The sequence below is a fragment of the Streptomyces plumbidurans genome (genome assembly GCF_019857225.1).
Classification (GTDB): domain Bacteria; phylum Actinomycetota; class Actinomycetes; order Streptomycetales; family Streptomycetaceae; genus Streptomyces; species Streptomyces plumbidurans.
This window is the reverse complement of record NZ_JAFJSY010000017.1, coordinates 137,109-151,908: the sequence shown is the minus strand read 5'-3', so window position 1 is coordinate 151,908 and position 14,800 is coordinate 137,109. Positions and strand designations below refer to the sequence as shown.

Here is a 14,800-nt window from a genome sequence, read left to right as displayed (position 1 = left end):
CATGACGACTGACGCAGCCATGCCCGACTGGGAGAAGCGGTTCCGCGCACCTCGCGTCTCGCTGCCCGACTGGGCGGAGGACGCCCCCGACCGTTCGTTGTTCACGTCGAACGCGACCGGCACGTACGAGCTGTACGCGTGGGACCGGAAGACCGGTGACCAGCGACAGGTCACGAACCGCCCGGACGGGACCACGGACGGGGTCCTCTCACCCGACGGTGAGTGGATCTGGTGGTTCGATGACGGCCGTAGCTCCTCCGATCCGGACGCGCCGTCCTACGGCGACGAGTTCGGCGTCTGGCGCAGGCAGCCCTTCGAGGGCGGCGCCGACGACCTCGCCGTTCCCGGCCTGGACGCCTCCTACCCGGCGGGCCTGGCGCTCTCCCGGGACGGCCGCACGGCGATCGTGGGCCGCTCCACCGACGAGGACGGCACGACGATCTATCTCGCCCACGCCGGCGAGGACCCGGTGGAGATCTACCGCCACCGCGAGTCCGCGGGCGTCGGCGACCTCTCCCGCGACGGCTCGCTGATCGCGATCGAGCACACGGAGCACGGCGACGCGATGCACTCCGCGCTGCGCGTCCTGCGCCCGGACGGCACGACGGTCGCCGAGCTGGACGACACCGAGGGCGGCAAGGAGGAACTGGGCCTGGAGGTCCTGGGCTTCGCACCCGTCGACGGCGACACGCGTCTGCTCATCGGCCACCAGCGCCGCGGCCGCTGGGAGCCCCTGGTGTGGGACGTGGCCACGGGCGAGGAGACCGACCTCGCCCTGGACCTGCCCGGCGACGTGAGCGCCGAGTGGTACCCGGACGGCTCCGGCCTGCTCGTCGTGCACAGCTTCGAGGCCCGCAGCGAGCTCTTCCGCTACGACATCGCAGGGCGCGCCCTGGAGAAGGTCCCCACCCCGCCCGGCTCGGTCTCCGGCGCCACGGCCCGCCCCGACGGCAGCGTGGAGTACCTGTGGTCCTCGGCCGCCGAGCCGTCGGCGGTGCGCTCCACGACCGGCGTGGTCGTCCTCGACCCGCCCGGCATGAAGTCCCCCGGCTCGGTGCCGGTCGAGGACGTCTGGGTGCAGGGCCCCGGCGGCCGTATCCACGCCCTGGTGCAGAAGCCGGCCGGTGCGAGTGGCCCGCTGCCGACGGTCTTCGACATCCACGGCGGCCCGACCTGGCACGACAGCGACTCCTTCGCCGCGGGCCCGGCCGCCTGGGTCGACCACGGGTACGCGGTGGTGCGCGTCAACTACCGCGGCTCCACGGGCTACGGCCGCGCCTGGACCGACGCCCTCAAGCACCGCGTCGGCCTCATCGAGCTGGAGGACATCGCGGCGGTACGGGAATGGGCGGTGGACTCGGGCCTCGCCGATCCCTCCCGGCTGATCCTCACCGGCGGTTCCTGGGGCGGCTACCTCACCCTCCTCGGCCTCGGCGTCCAGCCGCAGGCGTGGACCCTGGGCATCGCGGCGGTCCCGGTCGCGGACTACGTCACGGCGTACCACGACGAGATGGAGGCCCTGAAGGCGATGGACCGCACCCTCCTGGGCGGCACCCCGGAGGAGGTCCCCGACCGTTTCGCGGCCTCCTCCCCGCTGACCTACGTCGACGAGGTCACGGCCCCGGTCTACATCTCCGCCGGTGTCAACGACCCCCGCTGCCCCATCCGCCAGATCGAGAACTACGTCAAGCGCCTCGAGGCCCGCGGCGCGACCCACGAGGTCTACCGCTACGACGCGGGACACGGCTCACTGGTCGTGGACGAGCGGATCAAGCAGGTGCGGCTTGAACTGGAGTTCGCGGAGCGGCACTTGGGGTGAGGTTTTGGCGCCGGGCGGGCTTGTGGTTCCGGCCCGCCCGTTGAAAGCACCGCAGGCTCAAGCCCCGGCCCGCGTCCGGGGCCTGTGCCCCAGCAGCTCCGCCAGTCCTGTCCGCGTGGCGGCCAGCACCACGCGGTCGGAGCCGCGCAGCACATACGAGTCCGGCAGATCCCACACCAGGCCCGACCCCGGCGCGTCCTCGTACGCCTCCTCCGTGGCGGGCTCGCCCGGCCGGTTGCCGGAGGCCGCCGTGTCGAGGGCCAGCACCCGCCAGGCCCCGGCGCGGAACGCCTCCGCGACCGTCCTGCCCTCCAGCTGCGCATGCCCGCTCACCTGCACGGCGGCGAACAGCAGCACCCGCCGCTCCACCGGGATCGCGCCCAGGATCTGGCGGCCCATCATCGCCCCGGCGAACGCGGGCGCGGCCAGATGGGAGACGCTGCGGCTGCGGGTGGACGCCCGGGGGTGGGCGGCGCGCAGCGTGCGGTACACGGCGGTGGCGAAGTCGTCGTCGTACAGCCGCAGTACGACCCGCAGATCGGGCCGTACGGAGCGGGCGTAGAGCGCGGCTTCGAGGTTCGTCGTGTCGGCGCTGGTCACCGCGAGCAGTGCGTGCGCCCGGTTGATCTTGGCGGCCTCCAGGACGCCCTCCTGGGTGACGTCGCCGAGCACGACCGGCACCCGCAGCCGCCGCGCCACGGCCAGTCCCCGCGCGTCGGGGTCGGACTCGACGCAGACCACGGGGATCTTCAGTTCGCGCAGCCGGGTCAGCACGCGCGTCCCGATCTTGCCGAGCCCGAGGAGGACCACATGCCCGCCCAGTCCGCGCGGCGGCTTGCGCAGGGCGGACGTGGTGCGGAAGGTGCCCAGCGCCTCGAGCACCGCGGCCAGCAGGACCGGCAGCAGCAGCAACCCCATGAGCCCGGACAGGAGTTGCAGGACCTTGCGCCCGACGGACGCCCCGATCGCGGGGTCGTCGATGGCGAACAGATCGAGCAGCGTCAGATAGAACGCGCTCAGCGGATGCATCCCCGTCACCAGCCACAGGGCCACCGCGAGCGCGAGCACGCATCCCGCGACACCGGCCAGCGACCAGCGCAGCCGCCGCGAGAACAGTGAGGCGAAGGCCACCGCGCCGCGCGCGGGCGGCAGTTCGGGGCCGGCGTAGGACACCTGCTCCAGGACGACGGTCCCGCGGCCGGTCGCGGCCCGCACCGCCGCCGCGTCGGGCAGCAGATCAGGGCCCTGCTCCGGGCCGTTCTCGGCGCTGTCCGCGGACAGCAGCGCCAGCGTGGCCAGCCCCGGCCGGGCCAACTGGCCCACCATCGGCGTCCGTTCCACCGCGCGCAGCATCAGCCCGTCGGTCTGGACGACCTTGCTGGTACCGGCGACGGCGGTGGCGACGAGCGCGGGCGCGGCCGTGTCGGCGTCGGACAGCACGGTCGTGGAGGCGTCGGTGCCCGCGCCGTCCGTACCGTCCCCGTCGCCCGCGGCCAACGCCGCTGCCTGGTCGAGAAGTTCCTCGATGTGCTGGCCGAGCCGGCGATTGTAGAGCCGCAGGACCAGCCGCAGGCGGGGGTTGAGCCGGCGGGCGGTGAGGGCGGCGCGGATGTTGGTCTCGTCGTCGTCGTACACCAGCGCCAGCGCGGCGGCCCGCCCCACGCCCGCCGCCCCGAGCACCTCCTCGGTCGGCTCGGCGGCCGCCATGACCTGGGCGGTTCCCACGGGTTCGGTGGTGGTGCCGCTCGCGCGGTTGACGGCCGCGCTCACCACCCGGTCGAGCAGCGCCGCGGTCGTCGCACGGGCCCGCCCGACCACCGGCGTGCGCACCCCGCGCTCCGAGGGCGGTACGACGAGCGTGACCTGTTCGCCGTAGACGCCGCGCAGTTCGGCGGCGAGCCGGTGCGCCAGTCCGTCGTCGCCGCACACGATCATGCGCGCGGAACCGTCGTCGCCCGGCTGCCCTTGATTCGGAACGCTCCCCACGAGGGAGAAGACTGCCCCACTGGGACAGGTGGTTCCAGCGACCGGGCTGCAGGGTCACTGAACGTTCACGGCGGTCCCGTCGTACTGAAGGGGAGGGAAAGCAGCGCCCTTCCGTACCACCGGAGGTACCTCGCACGTGGCCATCACCAAAGCAGCCCCGCCGACGGCGGACAGCCCCGAACCGGTGGCCACCCCACCCCAAGGCGAGCCTGTCGACGCGAAGTCCGCGGACGCGAAGTCCGTCGACGCGAGGTCCGCCGACAGCAAGTCCCTCGCCCTGATCGTGCTGCTCCTCCTGCTGGTCGTGCTGCAGGGCCCCATCCGCAGCGCGCTCTCCGTGCCTGTCATGCAGAGCTGGATGACGGTGTTCGTGGCCGTGCTCGTGCAGGCGCTGCCCTTCCTCGTGCTCGGTGTGCTGCTCTCGGCGGCGATCGCCGTGTTCGTACCGGCGTCGTTCTTCGCCCGCGCCCTGCCCAAGCGCCCCGCTCTCGCGATCCCGGTCGCCGGGATGGCGGGCGCGGTGCTGCCCGGCTGCGAGTGCGCGTCCGTGCCGGTGGCCGGGGCGCTGGTCCGGCGGGGCGTCACACCGGCCGCCGCGCTGGCCTTCCTGCTCTCCGCCCCGGCGATCAACCCGATCGTGCTGACGGCCACCGCGGTCGCCTTCCCGCGCAACCCGGAGATGGTCCTCGCCCGGTTCGTCGCCAGCCTGCTGGTGGCCTGCGTGATGGGCTGGCTGTGGCAGCGCCTCGGCCGCACCGACTGGCTGCGCCCGCCCGAGCGCCCGCACTACGAGGGCCAGAGCAAGGGCGCCGCCTTCTGGGGCTCGGTCAGCCACGACGTGATGCACGCGGGCGGCTTCCTGGTCATCGGGGCGATGGCCGCCGCGACGCTCAAGGCGGTCGCCCCGGCCGGCTGGCTGCGTACGGCCGCGGACAACCCGCTGGTCGCGATCCTGGCGCTGGCCGTCCTCGCCGTACTGCTGTCGATCTGCTCGGAGGCGGACGCGTTCGTGGCGGCGTCGCTGACGCAGTTCTCGCTCACGGCCAAGCTGGCGTTCCTGGTCGTCGGGCCGATGATCGACCTGAAGCTGTTCGCGATGCAGGCGGGCACCTTCGGCCGCGGCTTCGCCCTGCGGTTCGCGCCCGCCACCTTCGTCCTGGCGATCGCGGGCGCGGTCCTGACCGGGGCGGTGCTCCTGTGAACCGCCAGGCACAGGCGGCCGTCCTGTTCCTGCTCGGCGCGGCCCTGCTGCACGCGGGCTTCACCAACCTCTATCTGCGCTACGTCAAGGCGGGACTGCAGCCCCTGTTGCTGCTGTCCGGCGCGGTGCTGATCGCGGCCTCGCTGGCGACGGTCTGGTACGAGTGGCGGGGCCGTAGGAAGGCCGACGACGCGGTCGAGCACGGTCACGACGCGGGCGACGACCACGGCGACGGTCACGTCCACCGCGAACCCCGGGTCTCCTGGCTCCTGGTGCTTCCGCTCCTCGCGCTCATCCTGGTCGCCCCGCCGGCCCTCGGCTCGTACAGCGCGATGCGCACGGGGACGGCGCTGCAGCAGCCATACGGCTACAACAAGCTGCCCACCGGCGATCCGCTGCCCCTCACCGTGGTCGACTACGCGACCCGCGCGGTCTACGACCACGGCCGTTTGATCAAGGGCCGCCCGCTCGACGTCACCGGCTTCGTCGCGCTGGACGGCGCCGGGCACCCCTATCTGGTCCGTATGGCCCTCAACTGCTGTGCCGCGGACGCCCAGCCGGTGAAGATCGCCCTGACCGGGAAGATCCCTCCGGTCCTGCAGCCGGACAAGTGGCTCGAGGTGACCGGGACGTACACCGCCCGCCGCACCAAGGACCCCGTCAACAACGGCCCGATCCCGTATCTGCGCGTCACCGAGGCCAAACCGGTCCCTGTGCCGAAGGACCCGTACGACGAGTCCTGGAACAACTGACGACGGCCGGTACCCTGTGCGCCTCTGGACATCTACACCTCTGGATATCTGACAGGCCGTCAGCTAGCGTGCCCTGCTGTGCGGCTTCCGGCTGTGCGGCTTCCGACAGGTGAACGAAGGGGTGAACGCGGTGGAGAAGACGACGGTACGTCCCCCCGGTCCGCAGCCGGCCGGGGCTCCCCGCTGGGTCGCGCTGTACCACCGGCCCTCCTCGGACTCCTGGCAGGTGTGCGCCGAGTCGCCGCATCGGGCTCCCGTGCAGTACGCGCTCGGCGAGATGGCCCAGACCGTCAGGGCGCGCGGCGGGGATCTCGCGGTGAGTCTGTGGGGTCCGAAGGACGGTGAGTGGCAGCGCTTCGACGCGTCGCTCACCCGCGCGGAGACCGCCGCGTCCGTCCCGGCGGAGCCGTCGGCCGACGGCCCCAAGGAGCCCAGCGTGCTCGCGGAACGCATGGACTCCCGCCGCCGGCAGGTCCTGCTCGCCGGGCTGGGCAAGGCGGGCCTGTTCGATCTCGCGCCGGACGACGAGGCGGCCGTACGGGCCCTGGTCGAGCGGCTCGACGAGACCACCGTGCGCAAGGTCGCGCAGTGGCTGGCCGCGGCCGGGAGCTGAGGTTTTGCGGGGGCGCGGCGTCCATGCGAAGGCCCGACCGCTGGCGACGGGGGATGCACCAGCGATCGGGCTGATGCCAGCGTAACAAGGCCGGAGGCCCGGCGGGAGCCGACCGCCCGGTCCGCCCCGCGGTTGTGGCCGTTCTCACGCCCCGGACAATGGTCAACTCGCCCTCGCCGTAGGTCAGTTGACTGGCCCAGGCGCTCCACGGGCGTCCGGTTCTCTAGTCACCGCACGGAGACTTGTACGAAAGTCTCGGCAGGTACTCGTGCCACTTCTGTGGCGTCAGCACCTTGTGTGTCGCCGAGCAGATGCGCCGGACGGCGTCGTCGGTGTCGAGATTCCACAGCCGTACGGTGTCGGTGCCGCTGGACACCCCCAGCATGTGGCTCCTGGGGCTGAAGGACAGGAAGTTGCCGGTCTTGGCGTTGGGGCTCATCGACTGGCCGATCGGGCCCGCGTCGGAGGGGTCGGACACGTTCCACAGCCGGACCGTGTTGTCGTTGCCGCCGCTGGCCAGGGTGCGGCCGTCCGGGCTGTACGTCAGCGACACGACCGCCTCGGTGTGGCCGGTGAGCGGCGAGCCCAGCCGGGTCGTCCTGGAGGGGGTGGTGATGTTCCACAGCCGGACCGTGTCGTCGTCGCCCCCGCTGGCCAGGGTGTGGCCGTCCGGGCTGTAGGCGAGGGCGTTGACGGGGCCGGAGTGCCGGCTGAGCGGCGCGCCGACCGGCCTCGTGCGCGCCGGGTCGGTCACGTTCCACAGCCGGATGGTGCCGTCGGCGCTGCCGCTGGCGAGCGTATGGCCGTCCGGGCTGAAGTCGAGGGCGTTGATGTAGCCCTTGTGGCCGGTCAGCGGTGCGCCGTACGCGCTGACATGGGAGGGATCAGTGACGTTCCACAGCTGGAAGGTGTGGTCGGTGTAGGCGGTGGCCAGGGTGCGCCCGTCCGGGCTGAAGGCCAGCGCGTCGGGTCCCATGAACCGCGTCTGCAGCACGACGGGGGGGCCGTGGACGACCGGCCGGCGCGGGTCGGCGACGTTCCACAGATAGACCTTGCGGTTGCCGGTGAGCACCGCGAGCGTGCGGCCGTCGGGGGAGAACACCGTCTCCTCACCGGCGTCCGCGCTCTTGAACGGCTTGCTCAGCGCCACCGGCCGGCTGGGCGTCTGCACGTCCCACAGCCGGGTCGCGCCGTCGCGCCCGACGGTGGCGAGCACCTTGCCGTCCGGACGGAACCGCCCGGTGCGGCCGATCATGTCCGACGTCGGGAGCGACCACAGGCGGACCTTGCCGTCCCCGCTGCCCGTCGCGAGAGTCTTGCCGTCGGGGCTGAAGCCGAGCGCGTACATCTCCCCGCTGCTGCCCGCCAGCGGCTCGCCGACCTGCGAGGGATACTCCGGATCGCTCACGTTCCACAAACTCGCCGTGCTGTCCGCGCTCGCCGCGGCCAGCTGCTCCCCGTCGGGGCTGAAGGCCACCGACCAGATGGGGCCGGTGTGCCCCGTCAGCGGCGAGCCGATCGGCGCGGCGTGCGCCCGGTCGCGCACGTTCCACAGCCGTACGGTGTCGTCCGCGCTGCCGCTGGCGAGCGTGTCGCCGTCGGGGCTGAAGGCCACGGAGTGCACCAGATCCATGTGCCCCTTGAGCGGGGAGCCGAGCCGGGTGGCGTGCGCGGGGTCGGACACGTTCCACAGCCGTACGGTGTCGTCGTCGCCGCCCGTCGCCAGCGTCCGGCCGTCGGGGCTGAACGCGACGGAGCGCACGGCGGCGGCGTGGCCCCTGAGGGTGTCGAGCGCCGTGGGCCGGGCCGGGTCGGTCACGTTCCACAGGCGCGCGGTGTGGTCCTCGCCGACGGAGGCCAGGGTGTGCCCGTCCGGGCTGAAGGCGATCAGATAGATCGTGCCCTTGTGGCCGGTCAGGGGCTTGCCGCGGGGCACCGGATGCGCCGGGTCGGTCACGTCCCACAGCCGGATCGTGCCGTCGTCGCCGGCGCTGGCGAGCGTGCGGCCGTCCGGGCTGAAGACGGCGCTGCTCACCCAGCTGGTGTGTCCGGTGAGCGGCTTGCCGAGCGGCTTCGAGTGGCTGCGGTCGCTGACGTCCCACAGCCGGACCGTGCGGTCGTAGCTGGCGGTGGCCAGGAGCTTTCCGTCGGGGCTGAACGAGGTGAGGTAGACGGCGCCGGTGTGGCCGTACAGCGGGGTGGCCAGCGGCGCGTTCACGATCGAGATCAGCCGGCTGCCGGCGTCCTTGTCGTCCGGCCGCAGCCGGTGCGCCACCAGGTCGAGCTGGGCGGACATCGACGGATCGCTGTACTGCACCCGGTCGGCCTCGGCGACCACCTGCTCGAACTCGGCGTCGTTGCGCTGCTCCCAGGCGACGACCGCCGCGCCGACGGCCAGGATCGCCAGCACGACCAGGGCGGAGACCGCGGCGCGGCTGATCCACACCGTGCGCCTGCGCAGCCTGACCGCGGCGGCCAGGAACTCCACCGCGCTGCGGGTCAGGAAGGTGTCGACGCCCTCGCCCGCGGACTTCGCCCAGGTGTGCGCCTGCTCCAGCCGCGAACCCCGGTACAGCAGCGAGGAGTCGCGCTCCGAGCCCTCCCAGGCCCGGCCGTCCTCCTCGAGGCGCTGGCGCAGCAGATTGCCGTTGCGGTCCTCGTCGATCCAGTCCCGCAGCCGCGGCCAGGCATGGAGCAGCGCCTCGTGGGTGATCTCCACGGTCTCCGCGTCCAGCGTCACCAGCCGGGCGCGGACCAGCGCCTCCAGCGACTCCTCCGTCTTGTCGGGGTTGGTGGACTCGTCCGCCAGCTGACGCCGAGTCCCCCTGCGCCGGGTGGCCTGGGTGTCCTCGCCCAGCCGGACCAGCCGCAGCAGGAGCAGCCGCGCGGCCGTACGCGCGGGCGGGTCCAGGCTGGACCAGGCACGCTCGGCGGTCGCGGCCACCGCGCCCTGTATCCCGCCCGCGGCCCGGTACCCGGCCAGCGTCAGCCGCCCCGCCTTGCGCCGCTGCCAGGTGGCGAGGAGCGCGTGGGACAGCAGCGGCAGCACGCCGGCGTCGTGCGTCCCGCGAGGCCCGTCGGCGCTGACCTCCCGGACGATCAGCTCCGCGAGCCCGGGTTCGAGCTCCAGCCCTACGGCCTTGGCGGGGCCGGTAACCGCCTCGCGCAGCTCCGCCGTGGTCAGCGGCCCCAGCACCATGTGGCGGTGCTGCAGCGCGTCGGCCAGTTCGGGGTGGGCGAGGCACTGCTCGTAGAAGTCGGCGCGGATGCCGAGGACGACGAGCACGGGGGGTGGTTCGCCCGCCTCCACGGGAGTGCACGCGGCGTGCAGCACCTGGACGAAGCGCCGCCTGAGCGTTTCGTCGCCACAGAGGGTGAAGGCCTCCTCGAACTGGTCCACGATGACGACCGGGCGCGCGCCGGAGGGGGTCTCGCCGGTGGCCCACTCGGTGAAGGCGTGCTGTACGGCGCCGGTGAACTGGTGGGCGTCGGACCCCCCTTGTGCCGCTTCGCCCGCTTCACCCGCTTCGCCCTCGAGCGCGGACAGGACGGGAGCGAGCGGGGGTATCCGCCGGGCCAGCTCCTTGACCGGGTCCGCTCCCGGTACGAGCTGCAGCACGGCCCTCGGCTTGGAGTCGTCGCCCAGCGCCCCGTCCTGCACCGCCGTGACCAGGCCGGCGTTCAGCAGGGAGGACTTGCCCGCTCCGGAGGCGCCGACGAGCATGACCAGGCCGCCGGTGCGCTCGGCCGCGAGGATCTGCTCCACCAGGGCGTTGGTGCTGCGCTCCCGGCCGAAGAACCAGCGGGCGTCCTCCTGCCGGTAGGACGCGAGGCCGCGGTACGGGCACACGCTGGGGACGGCCGGGAGCTCGCTCGGCGGTGTCTCCTCCGGGTCCGCGGCCGCCGCGGGACGCTCGCCCGCCGGGTCGGCCACGGCAAGCTCCCACAGCCGCTGCCAGTGCCCCATGTCGTACAGTCCGGCCGACACGGGCGCGGGCTGCGCGCGCCGGGCCTGGGGGATCAGTACGTGCAGCACGGCGGCGAGGGCGGCGAAGTGCGCCGGTACGTTCTTGGCCCGGCGCCAGTCGCTGATCCGCTGGGCCGACACCCGTACGGGCCGCCCCCGCTCGTCCACCCGCTGAAGCTGTACGACGGCCTCGGCCACGCGCGCGAGGGGCGGGTTGCCGGCCTCCTTGTACAGCAGCGCGAGGCGCTCCGCGAAGGCCGTACGTGCCCCAGAGTCGGAACCCACGGCCTGCACTCCCCACTTCCCCCGCACTGAACATCCGGACCGGAAAACTCACCTTATACGGCTGACCTGCGCATTAAGTCTCCGGACCGGAGCCGCGATCTCCTCAGCGGGGGCCTCAGCTGGCAGGATCACGACGCACGGGGCGTACCGCCGCCCGCCGTCCGCGCAGGCCACCGGCTCAGCGCCCGCAGACACAGTCCATGACGCCGACGGTTCTCGGTCAGCTTCTGCGGGAGCCGCCGAACACCCGGCGCCGGTGTCTTCGCAACATCGCTCGAGTCCGACAGGCCGCCCGCAACGTTCGGCGCCGGTCCCCACGAGGGGAGGGACCGGAGCCGAACGCCGCGGTGCGGAACGGTCAGCCGCCGTCGCCCGCCCGGAAGACCGTGATCTTCGCGGCCTCGGACACGGGAACCTCGCCGGCCGTCCAGTCGACCTTCACCGATTCCCGCTCGTCCGGCGGCGTGATCTTGATCCCGGCGGGCGTCGCCGTCCTTGCCCCGCTGATCTCGGGATTGCCGAAGCTCAGACCGGCCCAGGCGCTCTTGCCGGGCGCCAGCGTGATCCTCGCCGGGCCCCCGGAGACCCGTGCCGGATCCGGTCCCAGCTGCTTGCCGGAGCCGTCCACGAAGGCGGCGCCCGGGTAGCCGTACAGGGTGCAGGTACGCCCGGAGAAGTTGGTCACGACGAGCGGGAAGTTCTCCTGCCCGGCACCGGGGTCGTTCCGCCCGACGTGCCCGCGCAGCTCGGAGGCTTTGCAGCGGGTGCCGGCGGCGGGGGAGCCGCCGGATGCGGAGGCGTGGTTGCCGGTGGTGGGGGATGCGGTGCGGGTGCCGGAGTCGGTGGGCGGGTCGGAGGAGTCGGAACCGGTCTGCCGGCTGCTGTTGCCGCCGCCGTTGCTGTCACCGCTGCCGCTGCCGCTTCCGCTGCCGTCACCGCAGGCGGTGAGCAGGCTCAGGGCGGCAACCGCCCCGATCGCGACGACGGCATGCCGTGCCGTCTTGAAGCCGCCGGTGCCGCGCCGGAAGGTCGCCATGTGCATGTGCTCCTCAGATCGTGCCGCCCCAGGGGGGCGTGTGTGCGTGGTCGGGCCGGTGTGCCCGTTGCCCAGTGCGATGCACGGGAGGCCGAAAGAGTTCGCGGAAGGGCGAAAGGCGAAGGGTGCAAGGTGAGACGTGGCAGGTGACAGGTGAGGGGTGACAGGTGAGGGGTGATGGCCGATGGACTAAAAAATCGAACACATGCTTGAATTCAGTCATGCGATCGTTCCCCGCAGACCTCACCCGGACCCAGCAGGAATGGAACGCCACCTACCGGCAGCTCGCCGAGCGCCCCGGCCGCACCGAACTGCGCCGGCGCCTTTACCGACTGTCGTCGCGGCTCTTCTTCCACCCCTACTGGCAGCATCGCCGCCCCAACCCCGCGGCCTGGTGGGAACTGCGCGCCCTGGAGCGACCGGCCACCGACCTGCCCGAACGGTCGCACCGATGACGCGCGGGACTGCGGGACCACATGCCCCGGACGACCCTGAGGACATGCCCGGCCCGATCCACGTAACCGTCCTCCCGCCGTCCCCCTCCGGCGGCCGCCGCGTACGGGTCGACGGCGAGATCCTCGGCCTGGCCCACAACCTCACCGACATAGCAGAATTCCTCCGCCGCGCGGGCCTGGACGTCGACCCGTCGGAGCTGGCGAACTCCCCTTGGATCGAGTGGCGGGGGGTGGGGGCGGAGCAGTGGGGGTCGGAAGGGCTGAGCTGACACAGTGCACACCGTCTTCGTGAGTCAGGTGAAGGGCACCCGTCGTCTCAGGCGCGGATCTTTCGCCCCCGGTGCAGTCGTCCGGACAGACCGGTGAACTCCAGATCCAGGCCGACGCCGTCGCGTTCGGCGTGGGTGTCGCCCTTGGCCACCGTCACCGAGCCGGGGCGCAGATGGGCCTGCTTGACGAGCTCCCGGCCCGTGTCGATGAACACGTGGTTGCCGTAGGGCGGTTGGTAGCGGATCTCACCGGGCTTCTGGTCCTGGAGCGTGTCGGCGGCGGAGATCACTCGGCCGTCGCAGGGGGAGCGGACGGGGCGTCCGTAGGCGGCGTAGGCGGTCAGGTCACGGCCGGGCCGGACTCGGGTGCCGTGTCGGCCGAGCCCTACCAGGTCGAGGGCACCGCGTTGCTCCGGTACCTGGGCATGGTGGTTCAGCACGCGGCCGCCGCCCTGCACGACGTACCACGACCGGGCAGTCGCCATACAGAGGCGGGGGCTGCGACAGCGCCTGCTTCGACCGTGTGGCGCACTACGCCCGCGCCGATCTCGTCCGTCACGCGCGGGGCGAGACTGGGCCACTCCTCCGGCTTCGCGGCCAGGAACCGAGAGAGAGCTTGCACTTCCGGTAAGCGGGGCGGCAGTTGCGGCCCGGGCGTCAAACCGCGCACGTGCGCTCCCTTCCGGACGCTGCGTCCCAGTGCGAGACGGTCAGCACAGGACAGCCCTCCCCAACTACGCCGGCAGCCGACGCACCACGTCGTCGTCCGACACCGCGTACACGTCGATGCGCAACAGTTCGCGAACATGCGCCGGAACGCGCTCGACCGCCTTCACGGATGAGGACGGCACCACCAGCGCGTACCGCGTGCGGGGTTCCTGGTTCGTCATCCGCCGCAGCAACTGCCCGTAGGCGATGTCGGCGTCGATTCCTTTCTCACTGGTGCGGCCCTTGGCTTCGCAGATCAGCCGCTCATCGCCGCGCACGGCTTCGAGATCTGTCCAACGGTCCGTGGGATCGACCGGTGTCCAGCCCTCGGCAAGAAGCCAGGTACGGAAGGCGTCGGTGACCCGGTCCTCGTCGCTGTGGCGTGCCAGGATCCTCTTAAGCGCGGCCAGGTCCGTCTCCCGGTTCCGGCGCAGTCGCCCGCGACCGTCCGCATCCAGGTCGGCCGGCCGGATCACGATCAGCCGCAGTCCGTGCGCGGGGATCTCCGTATCACGCCGGGCGTCGTACAACGCCCGCTGCTCGCCCCGGTGGACGCCGCTGACGGTGAGAGTGTCCGGCTTGTCGAAGTGGGGCGTCGGCTGGTCGTGCTGGAGTTCCCGGTACTCGACCACGAGTCGGTGACCGGGCCAGTAGGCGTCGACGGGCAGCTTGGCACGTCGGCCACCCCTCCCGGGGTCGCCCAGCAACCAGTCGAACTTGTGCTGGGCCAAGGCCGTCTCGCCGAGCACCTGGTTGCACAAGCCGACGACGTACGCCTCGTCACTGTCGTCCCTCGTCCCCATGAACGCGCATCATGCCAGCGTTCGCAGGCATCGAGGCGTGACTTTCGATGCGGCGGCTGTCCCGCGCGCACGGACGCATTTCCAGGTCGTCATCACCGACGGGTTCGGGTTCGCGCCGGATCCTCAGGTCGAGGAATGGACGGGACGACGTCCGCGCGCGGGATCTTTCAGGGAGTCCCAGCACGCTCGTAGCCGACCCACAGCCGGCCGCCGGCCTGCCCGAGCACCTCGTCCACGACGGCCACGAGGGGCTCTACTGTCCCGCCCAGTACCTCCCGTAGCCCGTGGTGGAGGCGTGCGCTGAGCCCTGGCGCGGTCGTCTCAAGACGGCGTGCCAACCACTTCCCACCGCCATCCCAGGAACCGCCAACGGCCAATGCCAGCTCACCGGTTCGTCGAACCAGTTCGGTCGCGATGAAGAGAAGCTCGCTATGGTCGTGGCTTCCCGCAAGGTCGTCCAGGAGGTCGGTGATCGCGTAGCGACGGTCTTCGATCTCTTCCGCCGGCACCGGGGGTGGTCCTGCGGCGGTCAGCTGCCGGGCCTGCGCGGCGAGGCGTGCTCCGAGTCCATCGGTGTCGAAGAGCAGCAAACCGTCGGCGCACATCCACAGCAGCGGTGACCTGCGCTTGCGCAGCTCCCGTTCGACATATGCCTGCCACGTCGTCTCGGTCTGCACGAACATCTCCACTGGCCAGTCGGCGTACTGGAGGCTCGTGCGGTACGGGGCTGGGGCTCCGCGGAGGAGCACCACGATGTCGAGGTCCGACGTGGCCGTGCGGCGACCTGTCACGGCACTGCCGCCCAGGAAGGCGGCGCGCGCTTCGGGGTGTTGTGCAGCTACGACGGCGCGTGCGGCCTCGATTGCATCCATGCGGTAACTACTAACACTGGCCCCACCACGCGCA

12 protein-coding genes are annotated in these 14,800 nt (G+C 72.2%); 6 read left to right on the top strand and 6 right to left on the bottom strand.

Features of this window, described 5'->3' with window-relative positions; all coding sequences use genetic code 11:
• Nucleotide 1: 1 nt before the first annotated feature.
• On the top strand, nt 2-1,819 hold the full coding sequence (locus tag JYK17_RS14560) for a S9 family peptidase (protein ID WP_108010813.1): 1,818 nt from the start codon (nt 2-4) through the stop codon (nt 1,817-1,819).
• Between the two features lie 57 nt (nt 1,820-1,876).
• Here JYK17_RS14560 and JYK17_RS14555 read toward each other — a convergent pair whose 3' ends face one another.
• Nucleotides 1,877-3,754 carry a potassium channel family protein gene (locus JYK17_RS14555; RefSeq protein ID WP_108010815.1) on the bottom strand — a complete coding sequence of 626 codons (1,878 nt, stop codon included), beginning with the start codon at nt 3,752-3,754 and terminating at the stop codon, nt 1,877-1,879.
• A 187-nt stretch (nt 3,755-3,941) separates the two neighbouring features.
• Here JYK17_RS14555 and JYK17_RS14550 point away from each other — a divergent pair, with 187 nt between their 5' ends.
• From JYK17_RS14550 to JYK17_RS14540, 3 genes are all read left to right on the top strand, one after another.
• Nucleotides 3,942-5,006, top strand: coding sequence for a permease (locus JYK17_RS14550; protein WP_128802506.1), 1,065 nt, complete (start codon nt 3,942-3,944; stop codon nt 5,004-5,006).
• Complete coding sequence (locus JYK17_RS14545; RefSeq protein ID WP_128802507.1) at nt 5,003-5,758, top strand: TIGR03943 family putative permease subunit; 756 nt, start codon at nt 5,003-5,005, stop codon at nt 5,756-5,758. Before JYK17_RS14550 ends, JYK17_RS14545 begins: the two co-directional genes overlap by 4 nt.
• A gap of 130 nt (nt 5,759-5,888) precedes the next feature.
• A complete protein-coding gene (locus JYK17_RS14540; RefSeq protein WP_234547988.1) occupies nt 5,889-6,371 on the top strand; it encodes a hypothetical protein in 483 nt (160 codons plus the stop codon).
• 223 nt (nt 6,372-6,594) lie between these two features.
• Here JYK17_RS14540 and JYK17_RS14535 read toward each other — a convergent pair whose 3' ends face one another.
• Nucleotides 6,595-10,632, bottom strand: coding sequence for an nSTAND1 domain-containing NTPase (locus JYK17_RS14535; RefSeq protein ID WP_222810508.1), 4,038 nt, complete (start codon nt 10,630-10,632; stop codon nt 6,595-6,597).
• Nucleotides 10,633-10,981: 349 nt separating this feature from the next.
• Complete coding sequence (locus JYK17_RS14530) at nt 10,982-11,659, bottom strand: DUF4232 domain-containing protein (RefSeq protein WP_222810507.1); 678 nt, start codon at nt 11,657-11,659, stop codon at nt 10,982-10,984.
• Between the two features lie 221 nt (nt 11,660-11,880).
• Between JYK17_RS14530 and JYK17_RS14525 the strand changes: the two genes are divergently transcribed.
• Together JYK17_RS14525 and JYK17_RS14520 are read left to right on the top strand one after the other, a co-directional pair.
• Complete coding sequence (locus JYK17_RS14525; RefSeq protein ID WP_108010825.1) at nt 11,881-12,114, top strand: DUF8825 domain-containing protein; 234 nt, start codon at nt 11,881-11,883, stop codon at nt 12,112-12,114.
• Between the two features lie 44 nt (nt 12,115-12,158).
• Nucleotides 12,159-12,383, top strand: coding sequence for a hypothetical protein (locus JYK17_RS14520; RefSeq protein ID WP_222810506.1), 225 nt, complete (start codon nt 12,159-12,161; stop codon nt 12,381-12,383).
• Nucleotides 12,384-12,430: 47 nt separating this feature from the next.
• On the opposite strand, the gene JYK17_RS14515 is transcribed toward JYK17_RS14520, so the two are convergent.
• The 3 genes from JYK17_RS14515 to JYK17_RS14505 form a co-directional block, all read right to left on the bottom strand.
• The gene (locus JYK17_RS14515) at nt 12,431-12,868 is read right to left on the bottom strand and encodes a M23 family metallopeptidase (protein ID WP_222810505.1); all 438 of its coding nucleotides are present in this window, start codon (nt 12,866-12,868) and stop codon (nt 12,431-12,433) included.
• Nucleotides 12,869-13,117: 249 nt separating this feature from the next.
• Nucleotides 13,118-13,894, bottom strand: coding sequence for a hypothetical protein (locus JYK17_RS14510; protein WP_108010830.1), 777 nt, complete (start codon nt 13,892-13,894; stop codon nt 13,118-13,120).
• 167 nt (nt 13,895-14,061) lie between these two features.
• Nucleotides 14,062-14,766, bottom strand: coding sequence for a nucleotidyltransferase domain-containing protein (locus JYK17_RS14505; RefSeq protein WP_222810504.1), 705 nt, complete (start codon nt 14,764-14,766; stop codon nt 14,062-14,064).
• Nucleotides 14,767-14,800: the final 34 nt, after the last annotated feature.

Excerpts from the sequence above, each read along its gene's own strand:
- JYK17_RS14525 (WP_108010825.1), top strand. The coding sequence starts at position 11,881 with ATGCGATCGTTCCCCGCAGACCTCACCCGGACCCAGCAGGAATGGAAC.
- JYK17_RS14560 (WP_108010813.1), top strand. The coding sequence starts at position 2 with ATGACGACTGACGCAGCCATGCCCGACTGGGAGAAGCGGTTCCGCGCA.
- JYK17_RS14505 (WP_222810504.1), bottom strand. The coding sequence starts at position 14,766 with ATGGATGCAATCGAGGCCGCACGCGCCGTCGTAGCTGCACAACACCCC.
- JYK17_RS14555 (WP_108010815.1), bottom strand. The coding sequence starts at position 3,754 with ATGATCGTGTGCGGCGACGACGGACTGGCGCACCGGCTCGCCGCCGAA.
- JYK17_RS14510 (WP_108010830.1), bottom strand. The coding sequence starts at position 13,894 with ATGGGGACGAGGGACGACAGTGACGAGGCGTACGTCGTCGGCTTGTGC.
- JYK17_RS14515 (WP_222810505.1), bottom strand. The coding sequence starts at position 12,868 with ATGGCGACTGCCCGGTCGTGGTACGTCGTGCAGGGCGGCGGCCGCGTG.
- JYK17_RS14520 (WP_222810506.1), top strand. The coding sequence starts at position 12,159 with ATGCCCGGCCCGATCCACGTAACCGTCCTCCCGCCGTCCCCCTCCGGC.
- JYK17_RS14530 (WP_222810507.1), bottom strand. The coding sequence starts at position 11,659 with ATGGCGACCTTCCGGCGCGGCACCGGCGGCTTCAAGACGGCACGGCAT.